The 19445-nt window shown below is 72.6% G+C and carries 18 protein-coding genes; 11 read left to right on the top strand and 7 right to left on the bottom strand.

Going from position 1 to position 19445, the window contains the following annotated elements; genetic code table 11:
- Positions 1–225 precede the first annotated feature (225 nt).
- From WMF28_RS35310 to WMF28_RS35280, 7 genes are all read left to right on the top strand, one after another.
- The gene (locus tag WMF28_RS35310; protein WP_437597923.1) at positions 226–642 is read left to right on the top strand and encodes a hypothetical protein; all 417 of its coding nucleotides are present in this window, start codon (positions 226–228) and stop codon (positions 640–642) included.
- Positions 643–709: 67 nt separating this feature from the next.
- The gene (locus tag WMF28_RS35305) at positions 710–1519 is read left to right on the top strand and encodes a ParA family protein (protein WP_437597922.1); all 810 of its coding nucleotides are present in this window, start codon (positions 710–712) and stop codon (positions 1517–1519) included.
- Positions 1494–2330, top strand: a complete 837-nt coding sequence (locus tag WMF28_RS35300; protein ID WP_437597921.1) for a hypothetical protein — start codon at positions 1494–1496, stop codon at positions 2328–2330. The genes WMF28_RS35305 and WMF28_RS35300 overlap by 26 nt, the downstream gene beginning before the upstream one ends.
- Complete coding sequence (locus WMF28_RS35295) at positions 2327–3244, top strand: hypothetical protein (RefSeq protein WP_437597920.1); 918 nt, start codon at positions 2327–2329, stop codon at positions 3242–3244. The genes WMF28_RS35300 and WMF28_RS35295 overlap by 4 nt, the downstream gene beginning before the upstream one ends.
- A complete protein-coding gene (locus tag WMF28_RS35290) occupies positions 3241–4548 on the top strand; it encodes a hypothetical protein (RefSeq protein WP_437597919.1) in 1308 nt (435 codons plus the stop codon). Before WMF28_RS35295 ends, WMF28_RS35290 begins: the two co-directional genes overlap by 4 nt.
- 78 nt (positions 4549–4626) lie before the next feature.
- On the top strand, positions 4627–4767 hold the full coding sequence (locus WMF28_RS35285; protein ID WP_437597918.1) for a hypothetical protein: 141 nt from the start codon (positions 4627–4629) through the stop codon (positions 4765–4767).
- A gap of 85 nt (positions 4768–4852) precedes the next feature.
- On the top strand, positions 4853–5713 hold the full coding sequence (locus tag WMF28_RS35280) for a fibro-slime domain-containing protein (RefSeq protein ID WP_437597917.1): 861 nt from the start codon (positions 4853–4855) through the stop codon (positions 5711–5713).
- Between the two features lie 17 nt (positions 5714–5730).
- Here WMF28_RS35280 and WMF28_RS35275 read toward each other — a convergent pair whose 3' ends face one another.
- The 4 genes from WMF28_RS35275 to WMF28_RS35260 all read right to left on the bottom strand — a co-directional run bounded on the left by WMF28_RS35275 (position 5731) and on the right by WMF28_RS35260 (position 10457).
- Positions 5731–7128 (bottom strand): MFS transporter, encoded by a 1398-nt coding sequence (locus WMF28_RS35275; RefSeq protein ID WP_437597916.1) that lies wholly within the window; start codon positions 7126–7128, stop codon positions 5731–5733.
- 153 nt (positions 7129–7281) lie between these two features.
- Entirely contained in the window at positions 7282–9087 is a 1806-nt protein-coding gene (locus tag WMF28_RS35270; protein ID WP_437597915.1) for a fatty acyl-AMP ligase, read from the bottom strand.
- Entirely contained in the window at positions 9084–9350 is a 267-nt protein-coding gene (locus WMF28_RS35265) for an acyl carrier protein (protein WP_012239660.1), read from the bottom strand. Before WMF28_RS35265 ends, WMF28_RS35270 begins: the two co-directional genes overlap by 4 nt.
- 108 nt (positions 9351–9458) lie before the next feature.
- Positions 9459–10457, bottom strand: coding sequence for a helical backbone metal receptor (locus WMF28_RS35260; protein ID WP_437597914.1), 999 nt, complete (start codon positions 10455–10457; stop codon positions 9459–9461).
- 320 nt (positions 10458–10777) lie between these two features.
- Here WMF28_RS35260 and WMF28_RS35255 point away from each other — a divergent pair, with 320 nt between their 5' ends.
- Positions 10778–12073: a serine/threonine-protein kinase gene (locus WMF28_RS35255; protein ID WP_437597913.1), complete on the top strand. Its 1296-nt coding sequence runs from the start codon at positions 10778–10780 to the stop codon at positions 12071–12073.
- A 23-nt stretch (positions 12074–12096) separates the two neighbouring features.
- Here the strand turns inward: WMF28_RS35255 and WMF28_RS35250 are convergent, their stop codons facing one another.
- Entirely contained in the window at positions 12097–12687 is a 591-nt protein-coding gene (locus WMF28_RS35250) for a DUF2231 domain-containing protein (RefSeq protein WP_437597912.1), read from the bottom strand.
- Between the two features lie 477 nt (positions 12688–13164).
- On the opposite strand from WMF28_RS35250, the gene priA reads away from it, so the two are divergent.
- Complete coding sequence (priA, locus tag WMF28_RS35245; RefSeq protein ID WP_437597911.1) at positions 13165–15591, top strand: replication restart helicase PriA; 2427 nt, start codon at positions 13165–13167, stop codon at positions 15589–15591.
- A gap of 67 nt (positions 15592–15658) precedes the next feature.
- On the opposite strand, the gene WMF28_RS35240 is transcribed toward priA, so the two are convergent.
- Positions 15659–16234 (bottom strand): hypothetical protein, encoded by a 576-nt coding sequence (locus WMF28_RS35240; protein ID WP_437597910.1) that lies wholly within the window; start codon positions 16232–16234, stop codon positions 15659–15661.
- 391 nt (positions 16235–16625) lie between these two features.
- On the opposite strand from WMF28_RS35240, the gene WMF28_RS35235 reads away from it, so the two are divergent.
- A complete protein-coding gene (locus WMF28_RS35235; protein ID WP_437597909.1) occupies positions 16626–17075 on the top strand; it encodes a helix-turn-helix domain-containing protein in 450 nt (149 codons plus the stop codon).
- Positions 17076–17087: 12 nt separating this feature from the next.
- On the opposite strand, the gene WMF28_RS35230 is transcribed toward WMF28_RS35235, so the two are convergent.
- Entirely contained in the window at positions 17088–17642 is a 555-nt protein-coding gene (locus WMF28_RS35230) for an RNA polymerase sigma factor (RefSeq protein WP_437597908.1), read from the bottom strand.
- A gap of 600 nt (positions 17643–18242) precedes the next feature.
- Here WMF28_RS35230 and WMF28_RS35225 point away from each other — a divergent pair.
- The gene (locus WMF28_RS35225; protein ID WP_437597907.1) at positions 18243–19154 is read left to right on the top strand and encodes a prephenate dehydratase; all 912 of its coding nucleotides are present in this window, start codon (positions 18243–18245) and stop codon (positions 19152–19154) included.
- Positions 19155–19445 lie beyond the last annotated feature (291 nt).

The raw sequence follows: 19445 nt of genomic DNA, 5'->3' as shown, positions 1-19445 counted from the left end.
TACCACGGCGTACAGCGGTGCCGCAAGCGACGCGCCCCTGCGCCTCGCGGTCTGGAGCGTCCGCGAGCGACGGCGACAGAAGCGGGCGCGGCGCGAACGACGCCGACAAAAGCGGGCGCGGCGCCTGTGCGAGCGACGGCGACGGAAGCGCGCGGCGGCCGCGTGACGTTCCGTCGGCGCAGCGGCGGGCTCCCCGCGGGGCGCCGGCCCGTGTATCGTCTCGATATGGCCAATGAGGCGCTCGTCCAGGCGGTCAAGACCATCGTCACCCTCGCCCGCGGGGGTAACCTCGACGCGGCCTACCGGGGATACCGCGATCTCTTCCAGAAGCCGGAGTTTCTCAAGCACCGGGCCGAGGACCAGCGGCAGGTGCTGCGGCTCATGATCCTCGCCAAGGGCGTCCCGTCGAAGCCCACCGAAGCGATGACCGACGCCCACCGCGCCGCGGTGCCCGCGCTGACCGAGCTCGTCTCGATCCACGGGGATCCCGCCGATCACGAGCTCCTCGGGCTCTGCCACGTGGTGCTCGGCAACCTCGATAGCGCCGACAAGATCTTCCGCGCCGGCCTCGCGCTCGAGCGCGGGCGCAACCCGCAGAGCGATCTGTGCGGCACGCTGATGAAGCGGATCTCGCTGCTCTAGTTTCCGGCGGCATCCGTCCTGTTAGGATGCCCCCCGGGCGCCGGGACTGCGCGCCGTCGGGGAGTCCATGTACGTCATTGCGGTCGCGAGCCAGAAGGGCGGCGTGGGAAAGACCACGATTTCCCTCAACCTGGGGCTCGCCCTTGCGCGCGCGGGCAACCGCGCGCTGGTCCTCGAGCTCGACGCGCAGGGGAGCCTCGGGCTGTCGCTGGGCCTCGCCGATCGCGCGCGGCCGGGCGTCGCGGAGCTGCTCACGGGCGCCGAGCGCCTCGAGTCGGTGCTGCTCCGGACGCGCGATCCGCAGCTCCAGGTGCTCACGGTCGGCCGGGTCGATCCCACGACGGTCGCCGGCTTCGAGGACGCGCTCGCCCGCGCGCCGGTGCTCCCGAGCGTGCTCGCGCGGCTCGCGCCGGACTTCGACCTCGTGGTCGTGGACTGCCCCGCGGGGCTCGGCAAGGTCACGACGCGCGCGCTCGAGGTGGCGACGCACGCGCTCCTGCCGCTCCAGGCCGAGCCGCTGGCGCTCCGCTCGGTCGGCCAGCTGCTCGCGGTGATCGATCGCGTGCGCGCCGAGACGAACCCGCGCCTGTCGCTGCTCGGCATGGTGCTCTCGATGTTCGATCGGCAGGCGTCCGCGTCGCTCGACGTCGCCGAGACGCTCTGGACCAGGTTCCCCGACGGGATCATCCTCGATACCGTCATCCCGCGCGACGAGGCGTTCCTCGAGGCGTCTCTCCGCGGGGCGCCGCTCCTTCTCATGCAGAAGCGGCCTCCGCCGCTCGCGCGCGTCTTCGATCAGCTCGCGAACGACGTCCTGGTTCGCCTGGAGCCCACCTCGCCGGACGATGACGATGGCCCGATCTCGCTCCTCCTTTGACATCGACAGCGCCGTCCTCACCGCGGCGGCGCTCGTCAAGCAGTCGAAGCCGCGGAAGCGGCAGCCCCCGTCGATCGCGCCCGCGGGCGCGCCGCTCGTGTCGTTCGGGTCGCCGCCGCCGCCCTCGCGGGCGGAGCCGGAGCCGATGTCCGCGGCGCCGCTGTCGCCGTCGTTCGAGGAGCTCGCGCCGTCGAGCGACCTCTTGCCGATGTCGAGCGCGGGCGCGGGCGGCGAGCTCGGGCTCCGCAGCGCGCTGCCCTCGTCGGCGGACGACGTCGACGCGCGGCACGGCGCGCCGCTCGACCTGCCGTCGCCCGCCTCGTCGGCCTCGTTCGTGTCGACGCGCGAGCCGCTCGCGGAGCGCCTCGACCTCGCCGTCGAGGCGCTCGCGGCGGGGCGCGCGCAGCCGCGCTTCCCGGACCTCGCCGCGGCGGGCGGGCCGGTCGCGCGCTGCGAGCGGGTGATCGAGTGGATCGCCGAGGTGACCGGCGCCACGGACGTCTTCCTCGCGGACGCGGCCGGGCTCCCGTTCGCCGGCGCGATCCGCGACACGGAGGCGCGGCTCGCCGCCTCGGGCCTCATCGCGTCGGCGATCGGCTCGCTCGTTGCGGCGCTGCCGGGCGCCCCGTCGCAGCGGTTCGACCTGTGCGTCGGCGACGAGCCGTGCTTCCAGCTCATCGGGTTCCAGGTGCGCTCGGCCGGGTACATCGTCGGCCTGATGCGCCCGGTCCCCCTCATGCCGCGCGAGGCGCACGCCGTCCGCATCGCGTGCCGGCACGCGCTCGACGTCGCGGTCAGGGTCGTCAGGTGAGCGCGGACCACGCCGAGTCCTCGTTCGGCGGTGGGGTCACGGCCGTCGCGGGCGCGCTGGACGACGACGACCCGCTCGCTCCGATCGCGCTCGACAGCATCGGCTACGGCGTCGACGGCCTCGAGGCGATCGTCGTGTTCCACCTGAGCGACGCGCGCGTCCACGCCCTGTTCGTCCGCGAGGGCGCGGCCCTCTCGCCGGGCGACGTCGCCGCGGGGCTCCGCGATGCGTACCTCGGGAGCCAGCTCGCCGCGCAGCGGCTCGTCCCCGAGCGCGAGGCGTCGGCCCGGCCCGTCCGGGGCCGCGGCGCGCGGTCGTCGAGCAAGCCGCCGGGCTCGCACGGCCGCGGGGAGGAGCTCCCGGACCCGGTGGTCACCCTGGAGCTGAGCGGCCGGACCGTCCTCCTGCGCCGCGTCCGCGCGTGCGTGGTCGCGAGCCTGTTCGACGGCACGATGCCGCTCGGCATGGCGCGGCTCGTGGCGCACCGGCTCGCCGCGGAGCTCGCGCCCGAGCTGCCGCTCGAGGAGCCGCCCGAGGAGATGCTGAGCGACCCGCCGGGGCTGTTCGAGGAGGCGCTCAGCGCGGACACGGTGGACGATCTCGTGCGGGGCGTCGCGCGCTCCGCGCCGCCGCGGGGCTCGTCGAGCATCCCGTCGCGCCGGACGGGCGGCACGCCGCCGCCCCCGGATCCGCCATCAGCCGAGGCCGCGCGCACCGAGCGGCTGCTCGCGCTGCTCGAGGCCCGCGCGCCGGAGCCGCACGTCGCGCGGCTCCGGCTCGCCCTGCGCGCCGGGCTGACGCCGCTCGCGTTGGAGCACCCGGACGAGCTCGGCGCGGAGGCGATGGTCCTCATCGAGACGGCGGCGGCGGACATCCTCGGCCTGGAGCGCGCCGCGCTGCGGAGGCTCCTGTGACGGCGCTCCGGCGCGGACTGCGGGGCCGCATCGAGGGGCCGCTCGGCGATCTGCTCGGCCCGATCGCCCCCCACGGCCTGCTCCACGTGGCGGACCAGCTGGTGATCGTGCACTCGCACCACTACGCGCTCTTCCTGGAGCAGACGATCTACGACGCGCTCGGCGGGGAGAGCCGCGGCGTGCGCCGGCAGGCGGCGTTCGAGGCGACGCACGCGCTGCTCGGCCCGCTGTACGCGGCGCGCCACGGCGCCTCGCCGCGGGAGAAGCTCGAGCTCGCGGCCGAGCTGTTCGCCGCGATGGGGCAGGGGTGTTTGCGGTTCGAGCTGAGCGCGGAGGGCGGCATGGTGCAGGCGGAGGCGCTCTTCCACGGCACGAGCTTCCTCGCGAAGTACGGCGGTCGGATCCAGAACCGGATGGTCGTGGACGCGTTTGCCTCCGGCTACTGTTCGGCGGCGGCGAGCCTCGCGTTCCCGTCCGACTGGGGTCGGCTCGACGCCGACGAGGTGACGTGCGTCGCGCGGGGCGACGTGGCCTGCGCCTTCCTGCTCACGCGGCGGTCCGAGCGGCCGCGCTTCGGCGAGGCGCTGACGCGCGCGGTCATCGAGTCGTCGCGGGTGAGCTGGGAACCCGAGAGCGGCCCGGAGGCGCGGGCGCAGCGCGCGGGGCTCGCGATGCTCGAGGAGCTCGGGGCGCTCCGGTCCGACGAGCGCGGGCTCATCCCGGCGTACGGCGTGAACCTGGCGGTCTTGCCGGTGGGGTACCTCGAGCAGAAGACGTTCGACACGGTGCACCTCATCGAGCGTCGGTCTCCGGAGCTGGTCCCTGTGTTCGAGGCGCTGGTGCGGGAGGCGGCGCAGACGGGCGCGTTCCACCTGCTCGGCGGGATGCTCGCCTCCGCGTCGTTCGAGGCGGTGTGCGGCCCGGTGGGCAGGGACCAGCATGAGCGTCTGGAGCAGCTGCTCGGGCTCGCCCGCGCGCTCGGGTGGGGTGCGCTCTCCGCGCCCGAGTTCCAGCCGGGCCGGGTGCTGGTGCTGCGCGCGCCGATAACGCACGAGAGCGCGTATTACGCGATGAGGCACGGGCCGACGGCGAGGGCGCGGCTCCTGTTCCAGCAGGGGACGGCGCTCGCGATCATGCAGCTCCTGCACCGCGTGGATTTCGGGACGGAGCGGCCGATCGACGCGGAGACGTACGGCGGGCTGTTCAAGATCGGGACGCGGTTCCGGGTGCAGGAGACGAAGTCGCCGCTCCGGGGGGACGACGCGTGCGAGGTGAGGGTGGAGGCGATCGAGGACAGGTGGTGATGCTGACCGCTCCCTCGTTGTCGTGCGCACCGCTATCCGATCTCCCCGCCCGCGACCGCCCGGGCGGCGCGAAAGGCGATGGAACTCGAGGCGGATCTGGGCGTCTCCGAACCGCGCCGCGGGCAGGAACTCTCCGGCGCCGGCGACCCCCTGGATCGCGCCGTCTTCCACCTTGCCCATGGCCTCGTCGATCCTGGCAGATCGTTCCAGCGGTCGTGACCGCAAGGGGTGCCGGAGCAGGGCGGCACGCGGGCGCGAGTCGGCCCGATATGCTATATCGGCATTACTGACGATGTGCCGTGTCGTGTCATGCTCTCCGCAATCGCTGGCCATCCTTCTCTCCGCAGCCTCGGCGCTCGCGCTCGCCGGGTGTACCGCCATCCCCGAGGTCATCGGGAAGACGATCGAGATCGACGCCTCGGGGACGGGCGGCGGCTCCTCCGGGACCGGCCTGGGCGGCGATTTCTCGCCGGCCGGCGGCGGCTCGGCCCCGGGCACGTCCTCCTCGAGCGGCGGGCAAGCCGGCTGCGAGCCGCGGCTCGAAGGGGTGGTGCGCGACTTCAAGGCGTACGGCACTCCCGGCGGGCACCCGGACTTCGAGCGCTTCGAGGGCACGGGCTTGTCGGGCATCGTCGAGCGTGTGCTCGGCCCTGACCAGAAGCCGGTATACGCCCATGAGGGTGCCACGGAGTACACGTCCGGGCCCGAGCACTTCGATCAATGGTTCCGGGACGTCCCGGAGATCAACCGTTCGATCCGGTTCGTCGTCCCCCTCGACGTGAGCGATGACGAGTTTCGTCTCTTCTCCAGCAGGGAGTTCTTCCCCATCGACGGCGAAGGCTGGGGCAACCAGGACAGGGACCACAATTACGGTTTCACGTTCGAGCTCCACATGAGCTTCAGGTACAGGGGCGGGGACGACTTCATCTTCGGTGGCGATGACGACATCTGGGTGTTCATCAACAACCAGCTGGTGATGGATCTGGGCGGGGTCCACGGCTCGATGTTCGACACCCTCGATCTCGACGCGATGGCCGAGGCGCTCGGCCTCGAGCTCGGGAAGAACTACCCGCTCGACATCTTCTTCGCGGAGCGCCGCAGCGGCGGATCGAGCTTCATGATCTCGACGCTCAAGTACACGAACTGCGAGCCGATCATCCTGTAGCGCGTCGACTTCGCGCGTCAGTGGGCCGCGGCTTGTCTTTGCGGCCTCGCGTTCCACACGCGCGTCGCCAGCGCGAAGCCGACGAGGGCGACCGGGAGCATGGCGAGGGGCCATGAGATCCAGTTCGCCGGGTCCTTCGCCGCGTCGCCCGAGGGCAGGATGCTCCCGTAGAGGAACGATTGCGTCGCCGTGCCCAGGTAGACGAAGCCGTCGATGATGCCTGTCGCGACGCCGGCGTTCTTCTTGCCGCCGAAGTCCATGCTCGCGGTCCCGGAGAGCATGCCGTGGACGCCGATCACGCAGAGGGACATGAACACGACGGTCCACCCGGCGATGGGGAGGCTCAGCGTGAAGAGGACGATCACCGCGCCGAGCACGAGGCCTGCGTACAGCACCGAGGCCACGGGGCCGCGGCGCGAATCGAAGACATGGTCGGAGATGAAGCCGGCGAAGACACCGCCCAGGATGCCGGCGATGCAGAGGAGCACGCCCCAGTGGGTCGACACGAAGCCCTCGAGGTCGGTCTTGTCGGCGAAGATGAGGTACCACTTCATGACGGCGTTGCGGAGGAAGCCGCTGCAGAATTCGATGGCGACGATGATCCAGATGACCCTTTGCGAGAACATGCGCCGCGCGACGCCGAGCGGGCCCATGCGCTCGCCGGTGTCGCCCGAGGACGCGTCGGCCGTGTCGAAGTCCTGAAATCCCGCCTTGCCCGGCGTGTCGCGGATGACGAAGAAGTCGAGCACCAGGAACCCGAGCAGCAGCAGGGCGGGGATGTGGAAGGCCCACTGCATGGGCAGGTGCTTGGCGATGAATCGACTCCAGTCGTAGGCGAAGTAGAGCCCCAGCGAGATCAGGATGCCAAAGACGCCGCCGAGCATCCCGCGCTCGCGGACGTGGAACCAGGGCGCGTTCACCTTGACGACGGATACGGCGCCGAAGCTCTGGAAGTACATGTTGCCGGCGAAGAGGACCGTCATCGTGGTGATGGCCCCGTCGTGGTCGAGCTGTCCTTCCTGGGCGACGCGGACGGCTGCCCCCATGAGCAGGTTCATGAGCGCCGACCCGCCCGCGGCGAGGAGGATGGTGGTGCGCCCGCCCCACCGGTCCGTGAGCGGCCCGTTCAGCAGGAAGGCGACCCCGTAGACGGCCGACCCCCAGCCGTCGATGCTCCCGAACTCCTGCTTGCTGACGAGCTGCATCGCGTCGAGCGCCGACGCGTTGGCGGAGAGATTATACCGCCCCATGTAGAGGAAGGCGTAAGTGAGCCCGAGCGGAAACCAGTTGAAGAACCGCCGGCGCTTGAACTCCTCCGTGTGTCCGAGCTCGATCTTTGGCAGCCGCCGCATGACGACCGCGATGGCCGCGAGCAGCAGAGCGATCGGCAGCAGCTGATTGAGCCAAGCAGGCATGGATCGCCCTCCGGCCGCCGACGATAACGGCCCCCCGCACCAGCGGCTATGCGTTCGCGCCCGCTCGCTCCACCGGAGAGCCGCCCGCCCCCTTGCCCCCGCCGTCCAGCGATCCTCCGAGGAGGCGCCCCTTCGAGGCGCCCCCCGCCAGGATCACCCCCCGCGCCCGCGGAAGATCGCGTGACGGAAGTAGTTGATCTGGCTCTTGGCGAACTCCTTCGCCGCGTCCAGCCGGTCCCCGTCGCGCGACGAGCTGCGGATCAGGAGCTCCCCGTTCTCGTAGAGCTCCCGCGCCTTGCTCCGCTGGAGCTTCCCGCTCGAGGTCTTCGGCAGCACGCCCGCCCCGACCGCGACGACGTCGTCGACCGTGAGCCCCATGGCCTGCTGCACGACGCGGCGCACCTCGCCCTTCACCGCTTGCTTCTCCTGCTCGTCCAGCGCCGGCGTCTCGAAGACGATGACCACCCGCTCGCGGTCGTTGTGCGGCTTCATCGTCCCGAACGCGATCACGTTGCCCTTCCGGACCCCGGAGACGCGGCTCGCCTCCCACTCGAGATCTTGCGGGTAGTAGTTGCGCCCGTTGACGATGATGACCTCCTTCGAGCGCCCGCAGATATAGACCTTGCCCTCGGCGAGGTACCCGAGATCGCCCGTCCGCAGCCAGCCGCCCGCGAACGCCTCCTTGGTGAGATCCGGGTCGTTGAAATAGCCGGGCATCACGCTCGGGCCGCGGAGCCGGAGCTCCCCGACCTCGCGGTCGCCGAGCGGGCGCGCGCTCTCCGCGTCGTCCGACGCGAACACCGCGATCTCGTGCCCCTCGAACGCCGACCCGCACTGCACGAGCGACGACGCGCCGTCGCTGTCGGCCGGGGCGGGCACCGCCTTGCCCTCCTTCCAGAGCGTCTCGCCGTCCACCACGTCGGTCTGCAGCCCGGTCCCGAGCGCGCTGAACGACACCGCCAGCGTGCTCTCGGCCATGCCGTACGAGCAGACGAACGCCTTCTCGTCGAAGCCGACCGGCGCGAACTTCTCGGCGAAGGCGCGCAGGTTGTCGGCCCGGATCGGCTCGGCGCCGCAGCCGGCGACCCGCCACGTCGACAGGTCGAGCCCGGCCATCTCCTGCTCCCGGATCCGCTTCACGCAGAGCGCATAGGCGAAGTTCGGGCCGAACGACACGTTGCCCCGGTGGCGCGTGATCGTCTCCAGCCAGCGCACCGGGCGCTTCAGGAACAGGAGCGGCGGCAGGAAGGTGACCGTGTTGACGTAGTAGAGCGGCGCGATCACGAAGCCGATGAGCCCCATGTCGTGGTAGAGCGGCAGCCACGACACGCCGGTGTCGACCGACTCGCGCACTGCCAGGCCGAGCTCCACGATCCCCCGCACGTTCGCGGCCAGGTTCGCGTGCGTGAGCACCACGCCCTTCGGGCGCGACGTCGAGCCGCTCGTGAACTGCAGGAAGCACACGTCGTCGAGCTCGACCTTCACCGGCTTGAGCTCCTCGCGGGAGCCCCGGATGCCCTCGACCGCCACGATCTGCTGGAGCTCCGGCGCCTGCGCCTGGATCGTGCCGAGCACGCGCTTGATCTCGGCGCTCGTGAGCAGGACCTTGGCGCCGCTCTTCGCGACGATGTGCAGCGTGTTCTCGAGGTAGCCGGTCAGCTTGCCGAGGCCCGTCGGCGGGTAGATGGGCACCGGGACGATGCCCGCGCGGATCGCGCCCAGGAAGGCGAAGATGAAGTCGGCGTTGTCCGGCAGGATCAACGCGACACGCTCGCCCTTCTGGAGCCCGAGCGCCTGGAGCGCGCCGCCGATGCGCGCGCTCGCGCGCTCGATGCCGCCATGCGTGAAGAACGGCTCGTTCTCGCTCGACTCCTCGATGAAGCGATAGCCCGTCTTCGTGCTCGCCGCTGCGTCCTCGATCGCCTGGGCGACCGTCCGCGCTTTCCAAACAGCCGTCATCCCGAGAGCCTTCCTTCGTTCTTGAGCCTGAGCTCGATGGCCTTGACGACGTCGGCGACCGTGTCGACCTCGCGCAACATGTCGTCGGGGATCGAGAGGTCGAACTTATCCTCCATATCCGCGACGATCTCCATCACCCCGAGCGAGTCGAGGCTGAGATCGGCGACGAGATGGCTCGACTCCTCGATCTTTACCTCGCCGGCCGTGTGTCCTTCCAGGAGCTGGATGATCTCTGCCCGCAACGTCTCCCGTGTCCACGTCATCCCACGGTCCTACCCCAATTGCGACGTGGCGAGGAGGGGGCTTGCTCGGCCGCGCGGCGCGCGCATGGGGCCGCGCGCCCCTGGACAGACGATCGCGTCGTGCGTGCATCAGGGACGGGCGGCGTCGATGATCTCCCGCAGCCGATTGAGCCCCTCGAGCGCCCGCGCGCCGTACCACATGAGGTCCTTGCCATCGCATCGGATCACGTGGCCGCGGCGGGCGGCGGGGATGTCGAGGGAGCGAAATATTGCCGCGTCGGCGTCGGTGAAGGCGTGCGGCTCGTCGGGCAGCAGCACGAGGTCCGGGGCGCGGGCGACGACCTCGTCGAGGGTGACGCGGGGGTAGCGGACGTCGCGGCCCTGGACGCGCTCGGGCGGGAGCGGCGGCGCTTTGCCCAGGTCGGCCGCGAGCGGGTAGCGCCGGGGCCGATCCTCGAAGACGTTCTGCGCGCCGGCGAGGTCGAGCATGTCCGAGATGAAGGTGTCGCCATGGACGGTCATCAGCGGGTCCATCCAGATCGGGATGAAGGCGCGGAGCGGGGGGCGCGCGCGGCGCCGCGCCTCGGCCGCGGCGTGGGCGCGGTAGGCGGCCGCGACCTGCTCGCGCGCGGCGGCCGGCGGCCGCGACGGGTCCGGCTCGCCGCGCTCCGGGACCGCCGCGGGCGCGGCCGCCGCGGTCATCGCGGAGTGCCCGAGCAGGCGCGCCAGCCGGGCGAGGTGGGCCACGCCGTCCGCGACCCGCTTCGGGAACGAGACGAGCACCCGGAGGCCCGCCGCGTCGAGGCGCTCGATGTCGCGCTTGCTGTTCTCCTCCTGGTTCGCGACGACGACCTCGGGGTCGAGCGCGGCGATGCGATCGACGTCGGCGTCCTTCGTGCCGCCGACGAGCTCGATGCCCTCGACGTCCTCCGCGGGCGCGACGCAGTAGCGGGTGCGGCCGACGAGGCGGTCCCGGGCGCCGAGCCGGACGAGCGAGTAGGTGTCGCTCGGGACGAGCGAGACGATGCGCCGCGGAGGGGTCCGCCACTCGTGCTTGCGCCCCCGGTCGTCGACGATGCGGATGAACGACCCGGCAAAGGGCTGTCCCCAGCCCGCGCTGAACGTCATGCGCCGGATGTAGCCCGCCGCCGCGCACGCTGCACGTGGTCGGCGCGCTCGCCGGGCGTCGGCGCGGCGTCGGACCGCCGCGTCCCGGCAGCTATGCCCGGGCCGCCGGGCCCCGGGCCCCGGCCGCTGCCGGGGGCGGCGCCCGTTTAGTTGGCCCGCCCGCGCGAAGTCTGCGACGAGGGCTCGTGCAGATCGATCGCCTCGATGTGCGTCGCGGAGGCACGCTCCCGTACCCGCCTTCTGGCCTGCCACCCCTCGCCCGCGGTCCCGGTCATGAGGATCTCCCCCTGCGCCGGGCTGCGCCCCGCGCAGGGCGGCTCTTGCCGTGCCAATTCGGCCGCTACACGCTGTTCGACCACATCGGCCAGGGGGGGATGGCCGATCTGTACCTGGCGCGGGTGCGCACGGATCTCGGCGCCGCGCGCCTCGTGGCCATCAAGGAGGTCACCCCGAGGTTCGCGCACGATCCGCGCTTCGTGGAGATGCTCGCGAGCGAGGCCAGGCTCGCCGCGGGGCTGCGCCACGCGGCCATCGTGCAGGTCGAGGATCTCGGCCGCGAGGACGGCTCGCTGTTCATCGCGATGGAGTACGTCGAGGGCTTCGACCTGCGCGAGCTGCTCCGCCGCTGCGCGCGCCAGAAGGTGAAGCTCCCGGTCGCGTTCTCGCTCCTGATCATCGCCGAGGCGCTGCAGGGGCTCGCCTACGCCCACCGGAAGGGCGTCGTGCACCGCGACGTCTCGCCGTCGAACGTGCTCCTGAGCTTCGAGGGAGAGATCAAGCTCTGCGACTTCGGCATCGCCCGCGCGCACGAGCGCAGCGGCGCGACGCTGGACGAGGCGCTGCAGGGCAAGGCCGGCTACATGAGCCCCGAGCAGGCCCGCGGCGACGCGCTCGACGCGCGCTCCGACCTCTTCGCGACGGGCATCCTGCTGTGGGAGCTGCTCGCCGGCCGGCGGATGTACAGCCCGGCCCCGGGGGCGGGCCTCTCGAAGGAAGAGGCGCGCGGCGAGCTGCTCGAGCTCGCGCGGCGCGCGGAGATCCCGCCGCTCGTGGAGCGCGGCCTCCCCGACGAGGCGGCGCTCCACGCGATCGTCGCGCGGGCGCTCGCGGAGGCGCCCGAGGAGCGCTACCCGAGCGCGGCGGCGATGCTGCGGGACGTCGCGGCCTACGCGGCGGCGTCCGAGCTGACGGCGAGCCCGCTGCGCTTCGGGGCGTGGCTGCGCGACAACTTCGGCATGGAGATCGTCGCGGCCCGCCGGGCGCGCGAGCGCGCGGTGCGCGCGCTGGAGCTCGGTCCGCCCGCGGTGCTCGAGCCGCTCGCGACCGCGGCCGCCACGCCGCGCGCGATGGAGGGCGGCGCCGCGATCGCGAGGGCGATGGCGGTGGCCGCGCCGGCGGCGAGGGAGGCCGCCGCGCAGCTCGCAAGGGCGGCCGGCGCGCAGAGCGCGGCGCTCGCCGCGCGGGCGGCGGTCGAGCCGCCGTCGCCCTGGGCCACGGCGCAGCGTCCGCTCGCTCGCCCGCAGGGGCGCGGGCTCGTGCCGCTGCTCGTGCACGCCGCGCTGCTGTTCGCCCTCGCCGCGCTCGTCGTCGCGGGCTGCTATTTCGCGGCGCGCTAGCGCACCGGCGGTTCCCGTCGCCGTCAGCCGGCGATCGGCGCCTCGGGCACGGGCACCTGCGTCTCCGGCCGCCGCTCGCACGCGTCGTTGCCGACGCCGACGCCGTAGCGGTAGATGAGCTCTCCTCCGAGCCAGCCGCTCGCACCCGCCAGGCCGAACCCCGCGGTCGACAGCGCGATCCCGAGGGGCCGCAGCCCGATCGCCCGGGAGCCGAGCGAGGCGCCGTACAGGCCGGCGATCGCCATGTTCATCGCGCCGTGGACGAAGCCGATCCGCTTCGCGGAGCCGAGGGTGGTGCTCCAGTCGGCGAGCCCGGCAAAGGCGGCCACGAGCGCCCCGCCGAGGCCGATGGCCGCTGTCGCGTCCGCCCCCCGATGCAGCCGCCGCCCGCGGCCGATGCCGGCAAGGTCGAGCACGAGCGCGCAGGACCACGCGCCGATGGGGATGGTCACCAGCACCGGATGCAGCGGGTGCCCGAGGAACTTGCCGTGGAGCACCTTCGCGACCGCGGGCGCTCGCTTCAGGACGGACCGGATGCCGCGCTGAAGCGGGTCGGCCATCCGGTCGATCCAGTCCTGCTCTTCGATTCCGCTCAAGACCGCGGTTCTGATCATGTCCCCTCCTCAAAGGCGCGTGATTGCACGCATTTCCAGCCCATGGCGCCCGCCCCGCCGACCGTCCAGCGGTGAACCCCTGACCGGATCCCGAGCAATCGGCGGGCCCCTCGGAAGCGGCTCGGGCGTTCCCATCGCCCGCGCGGTGCGTGCCTGTGCGACGCGCGAGCAGGCCAGCGCAATTCGCTTCTGCAATGGTGCATTGCTGAAATTTCAGGTTCGGAAGCCGCAGCCGTCTCATCTGGAGCGAAATACGTTCAGATCGCGAACAGCAGAGATGGCACGGACGGTGCTCTATGTCCGGCAGCGCTGCCGGCGCGGCCTTCCCCCCCCCAAGGCCCCGGTGGCGCTTTTTTTTGCCTCTTTTCGGGCCTGCACGGGCGCACCGTGCGCGCGCGTGCCGTGGTTCCTCGTCCCGGGCGGCGTTCTCTGGTATCTCGCCCGTGCCGCGCCGCGCGCGCGGCCTTCCCCGGAGCGATGCCCCTCCTCGCCGATGTTGCGGTGCCCGTCCCGCTCTCGCAGGCCTTCACCTACGAGGTCCCCGCCGCGCTCGCCGGCGAGGTGCGACCGGGGGCGCGGGTGCTCTGCGAGTTCCACCGGCGCAAGCTGATCGGCGTCGTGCTCGCCGTGAGCGAGCGCAGCGCGGCCATCGATCCGTCGAAGATCAAGCCGCTGGCGGCGCTCGTCGACGCCCGCCCGGCGCTGCCGGCCGAGCTGCTCTCGTTCCTGCAGGTGCTCGCCTCCTACTACTTCGCGCCGATCGGGGAGGTGCTCCGCCTCGCGCTGCCGGCGATCGAGCGCGGGCAGGTGCGGGCGCTCAAGGCGCAGGGCGAGCTCGACGGCATGCTCGACCTCGGCCGGGCCAAGCAGGTGGGCGGCCGCAAGGTCGCCTACGCCAGGGCGACGGATGTCGTCGAGGAGCCCGGCACGCTCCGCGGGCAGGCCGCGGCCGTGCTCGCGCTGCTACGGGCGACCGGCGAGCAGCCGGTCGCGCGGATCGAGGAGCGCTTCGGCAACGCGCGCAGCGCCCTGAAGAAGCTCGCCGAGCGCAACCTCGTCGCCCTCGACGAGCGCGAGCCGCCGCGCGACCCGTTCTTCCGCCTCCCCGAGGAGCGCGACGTGCCCCCCGAGCTCAACGCGGCGCAGGCCGAGGCCGCGGCGCGCATCGACGCGGCGCTCGCGGCGCTGTCCGCGTCCGGGGAAGGGGAGGTGGGCGCGGCCGCCCCGCGCGAGCCGCAGCCCGCCGGGCAGGAGGCGCGGTCCGCCGGGCCGAGCGCGTTCCTCCTCTTCGGCGTGACCGGCTCCGGCAAGACCGAGGTGTACCTGCGCGCCATCAACAGCTGCCTCGAACGGGGCCGCGGCGCGCTCGTGATGGTGCCCGAGATCGCCCTCACCCCGCAGCTCGTCGCGCGCTTCCGCGCCCGCTTCGGCGACGAGCTCGCGGTGCTGCACAGCGGCCTCGGCGACGCCGACCGCCACGCGATGTGGGCGAGCCTCCACGGCGGCAAGGTGCGCGTCGCCATCGGGGCGCGCTCGGCCCTGTTCGCGCCGGTGCCGGACCTCGGCCTCATCCTCGTCGACGAGGAGCACGACGGCTCGTTCAAGCAGGAGGAGGGCGTGCGCTACCACGCGCGCGACATGGCGCTGCTCCGCGCCCACCGCGCCGGGGCGGTGTGCGTGCTCGGCTCGGCGACGCCCTCCATCGAGTCGGTCGCGCTGGTGCGCCGCGGCAAGCTCGTCGAGCTGCGCCTGCCGGACCGCGCGCACCGCGAGGCCAGCCTCCCCGAGGTCACCCTCGTCGATCTCCGCCGCTTCGGCGCCGGCCCCTCGGGCGATCCGCTGATCTCCCTGCCGCTCCACCGCGCGCTCGAGCGGACGCTCGCGGCGAAGGAGCAGGCGATCCTGTTCCTCAACCGCCGCGGCTTCGCGCCGAGCGTCGTCTGCGGCTCGTGCGGGAACCTGACGACGTGCGAGGCGTGCTCGGTCGCGCTGACCTACCACCGCGGGCGGCGCCGCGACGCGCCGGCGCCGGCGGGCGCGCCCCCGCCGGCGGCGCCGCTCGACGAGCGGCCGCAGGGCGGGCGGCTGCGCTGCCACTACTGCGACTACGCGGGGCCGTTGCCGGAGCGCTGCGGGTCGTGCGGCTCGCGGACCCTGCTGCTCGAGGGCCTCGGCACCGAGCGGCTCGAGTCGACGATCGCCGAGTCGTTCCCGGAGGCGCGCGTGGCCCGCCTCGATCGTGACGTCGCGGGGAAAGACCGCTCGCAGGCGATCCTCGCGAGGATGCGCGAGGGCAAGATCGACATCCTGGTCGGCACGCAGATGGTCACGAAGGGCCACGATCTGCCCAACGTGACCCTGGTCGGCGTGGTGAACGCCGACGCCGCGCTGGGGCTGCCCGACTTCCGCGCGGCCGAGCGCGGCTTCCAGCTGCTCGTGCAGGTGGCCGGGCGCGCGGGGCGGCGCGACCGCCCGGGCCGGGTGCTCATCCAGACGCGCAACCCCGAGCACCCGGCGATCGCGTTCGCCGCGGCGCACGACGTGCCGGGCTTCCTCGATCGGGAGATCCGCGACCGCGAGGAGGTGGGCTATCCGCCGGCCACGCGCCTCGCGCTGATCCGCATCGACGCGGTCGACGAGGGCGTGGGCCGCGGTGCGGCGGCGAAGCTCGCGGCCCACGCCCGCACGTGTCCGGAGGGGGTCGCGCGGCGCGTCGAGGTGCTCGGGCCGTCGGCGGCGCCGATCGCGCGCCTGCGCGGGCGGTACCGGTTCCGGGTGCTCCTCAGGGCGCGCGAGCGCGGGCCGCTCCGGGGAACGCTCGCGGCGCTGACCGGGCTGATACGGGACGGGCTCGACCGGAACGCGCGGGTGATCATCGACGTGGATCCGGTCGCCATGCTGTGAGCGGCGGTCCGCGCGCGGCGTTCCACCCGGGCGCGGCGCGCTCGGCGTTACCCCGGCGCGGTCGGCGCTACCCCGGCGCAGTGAGCTCGCCGAGCTCGGCGCGCGACGCGCTCGAGAGCCGCTCGAACTCCGCGCCCAGCCAGTCGAGGAACGCCGCGTCCCACGACGGCCCTTCCGGCCGGGAGGCGATCGCCTCGGCGAGCTCGCGGTCCCACCGGCCGTAGAGCTCCCGGAGGAGCGCGTGCGCCCGGCGGCTCGCGGCCGAGGCCGGATCTGCCTGGCCGCCCGGGCGCTCGGCGAAGGCGTCCTCGCACAGGAAGTAATTGCAGGTCGCCGCCCGCCGCTCGGCGGGGACGGTGCAGCCGCGCGCGCCGTGATACACGCACTTCGAGCGCCGCGGGGCCGTGCGCTCCTCCCGTTTCCGCGTGCGCAGGAGCTCGAGCCCGCGGCTCACGGGGAGCAGGTTGCCGGCGGCGAGCTGCTCGAGCAGCCAGCCGCGGCCCTCGAGGGAGACGATGCGCCCGATGTCCGTCCAGTCGAGCTCGGGCGGGCTGGCGCAGCACCCCGCGGGCCCCTGCGGGCACTGGCCGCACAGCGTCGAGTGCAGCCGGGTGTGCTCTCCTGAAAGCTCCAGACGGATCATCGATGCCCTTGCAGTTCCCCGAGGGGCCGAGACGCGCGCTCGAGACAGCGCACATCATGGTACGCGACTCGCCAGAAATGACAGAAGCGCCCCGCGGTCGCAACCGACGCTGGCCGAGCGCCGACCCGGCGCCGTCGCCGGGCGGCGACGCGACGCGCGCCCGCGCGAGCCGAGCGGGCGCCGGGCGGCCACCTCACGTGAGCCGCGCGTCCGTCGTCGCCAACATGGTGTTCGAAAAGAGCGAGAACTCGCACTCCCGGGCGCTCGTGGAGGAGCTGAATCAGTTATAGTAAGTAACGGGCGTCGACTCGCGCGCGACCCAGCGAAGGACGCGAGAAAGGTGCGATCGTCCTTTTCTGGTTGTGGCGGGAGTTGATAGGCTGCGCCGGCCATGGGCGATGCGCTTCCCAAAGAGGTCGGTCGGGCCATTCGTGTGCTCCGGCTGCTGCACGGGCTCAGCTACGCCGAATTCGCCGAGAAGGCGCACCTCTCTGCGACGTACCTGCGGCAGGTCGAGCGCGGCGAGCGCGATCTCGGGCTCGGCGCGCTGGCGCTCATCGCACAGGGGCTCAACTGCGATGCTCGCCTTCTGCTGCCCGGAGACGGGAGGAGCCCGGTCTCCGCCGTCGTCGCCGATCGCTTCGACCGCGCGCCCGAGGCGCTCCAGGAGGCGCTGCTCTTCCTGCTGATCGAGCCGGAGGACTCGCCGAAGAAGCAGGCCATCCTCTCCCTCATCAACGATGATCCGGAGCGCGCGCGGCCGCGCTCCCGGCCCCGGCCCGATGAGCGCGGCTCACGGAGCTCCGTCCCCTCGTCGTCGAGCCGGCGGCCCGGGCGATGAGCCTCTGAGCGGTCACGGCCGCGCGGACGAGAGAAGGACGAGCACCGGGGCCGCACCGGCGGACGCCGGGTGGCCGCCGTTCCGGGTGTCACTCCCGTCCATCGACGCGAGCCGCTGCGTGACGAGGAGCTGAAACACAGCGAGCGCGCGCGTCCGCCGCTTGTAGGCCGTCGAGAGGGGGATTCCGGACTGGCTCGCGAAATCCGCCATCGGGATGCCCTCGATGTCGTGGGCCACGAGGACCGCGCTGAGCTCGCCGTTGAGCTCCCGCAGGACCGAGAGCGCCAGCAGGCGATCGCACTCCGAGATGATCTGCTCCTCGGCCGACGGCTCCTCGAGCACCGCGTCGAAGTCGTCCGGCAACGGCTCCTCCTGCCGGCGCCGCGCGCGCTCGGCATAGTGGGAGGCGGTGTGGACCGCGATCCGGTTCAGCCACCGGTCGGGCGGGCCGCGCGCCGGGTCGTAGTTCGCGAAGCTCTCGTGCGCCGCGAGCATCACGTTCTGGGCGACGTCCCGGCGATCACGGCGCGGCACCCCCAGGAGACGCAGCCATCGCCGCACGAGCACGATCGTTTTCTTGTTGAAGAGCCGCCAATAAGCCCCTTCCCTGTCGTTTGGCGGCCGTCCACCGTCGCCTCCATGCTCTGTGCCCGGCATTGCGAAACGATCGTTATCACAAGAAACCAAACTTGCAAAATGCGGTCGAAGCGATCTCAGGCAGATTTTCACCTTTTCGGGTGGTTTGGTGTGGGTGCATGTGGGCGTTGTCGGCGGTGCCTGGCTTCATGCATATTGCGCGGATGCAGGCTGAAACGTTCGTAAAAGCGCCGCACGACGATCGTTTCGGAGATGTAACGATCGTTCATCTCTCGGCTTCGACGGCGGGGGTCTTCCGTTGTGCCGGCCGCGCTCGTGCAGCCGGGGCTGCGGCGCGCGCTCGCGGCGCGCTCCAGAGCGGGCGGCGGCCCGGCGCGGCACCTCCGCGCCGGGCCGCCTCGGCCGATGGGCCGCTTTCCTCGCTGGACGCCACGGCATCGCGCCGGTAGACAGGCGGCGCTCGAATGCGCACGTTCTATCGAAGAATGCCGGACCCGCGGCGGAACAGCGCGCCCCGCAGCGGGCGTGTCGCGATCGCCCGCGCGGGCTCTGGCGAGGCGCCCGCCGGCCATGTCGGTTGACGCGGGGGAGCCGGGGCCGGCGCGCCGCGACGGAGCGGCGGCGGGCGACGCGGGGGAGGCCTCGGCGCCGCGCCAGCGGGTCGCCTACTTCGGGCGGCCTGGGACGTTCAGCCATGAGGTGGCGTCGCGGCGCTTCGGGGCGAGCGCGGACCTCGAGCCCCGGCGCACCATCTCGGACGTGTTCGACGCCGTGGCCGAAGGCGCGGCGACCTACGGCGTCGTGCCGATCGAGAACGCGGTGGGCGGCCCGATCTACGACACCGTGGATCAGCTGATAGGACGCGAGGGCACGGGCGCGGCGCTCGTCGTGTGCGAGGAGCTCTCGCTGCACGTCACGCTGTCGCTCCTCGGCAGGGCGGGCGTGGCGCCGAAGCGCATCTATTCGCACTTCGTCCCGCTCAAGCACTGCGGCGACTGGCTGCGCGAGAACTACCCCGGCGCGCAGATCCTCGCGGCGGAGAGCACCGCCGAGGCGGTCGAGCGCGCGGCGCAGGACGGCGAGGCCTGGGCGATCGGCAACAAGGGCGCGGCGGCGATCTACAAGCTCGAGATCCTCGTGCCGAAGCTCGGCGCGAAGGGCGAGAACATCACGCGCTTCTTCGTCGTCGGCAAGACCGCCGAGCCGCCGCCATCGGGCGGGCGGACGCTGCTCCTCTTCGGGCTGGACCACCGCCCGGGCGCCCTGGTGGCGGCGCTGTCCGCGCTCGGCAGACACCATATCAACCTCACGCGCATCGTCTCGCGCGCGCTGCCGGACAGCCCCGAGGAATACCTCTTCCTCGTCGAGTGCGAGGGCAGCACGGAGGAGCCTGAGTTCAAGGACGCCCTCGCGCTGCTCGAGCAGCACGCGACGGGCGTGCGCTCGCTCGGCTCGTTCCGCGTCAGCCGGAAGTACGAGTAGCGGCCGCGCGCTGCGCTGCCATCACCCGATGATCCCGGGCGCGCCTCCCGCCCGTGGCGTCGGGCTGCGCGCCTCGTCGACCTCGAGAGACACAGCATGACGTGACTCGCCAGAGCGCGGCGCCGGTGACAGCGAGCTCATCGTCCTGCACGCGGGCCGGCCTCTCATCGAGTAGGCGCCCCCACCGGCGAGCGGAACAACGCCGCTGGGAAGCTGGAAATATCCTCGCGCCGCGTGGCCTGCGTGACTCCTCCGGTCTTTTCGATAGCCAGTCGCGCCTCGCCTGGGACT

The sequence above is a fragment of the Sorangium sp. So ce590 genome (assembly GCF_051521365.1).
Classification (GTDB): domain Bacteria; phylum Myxococcota_A; class Polyangia; order Polyangiales; family Polyangiaceae; genus Sorangium.
Note: the sequence above shows the minus strand (reverse complement) of the source record. Positions and strands in the feature narration are given on the sequence as shown.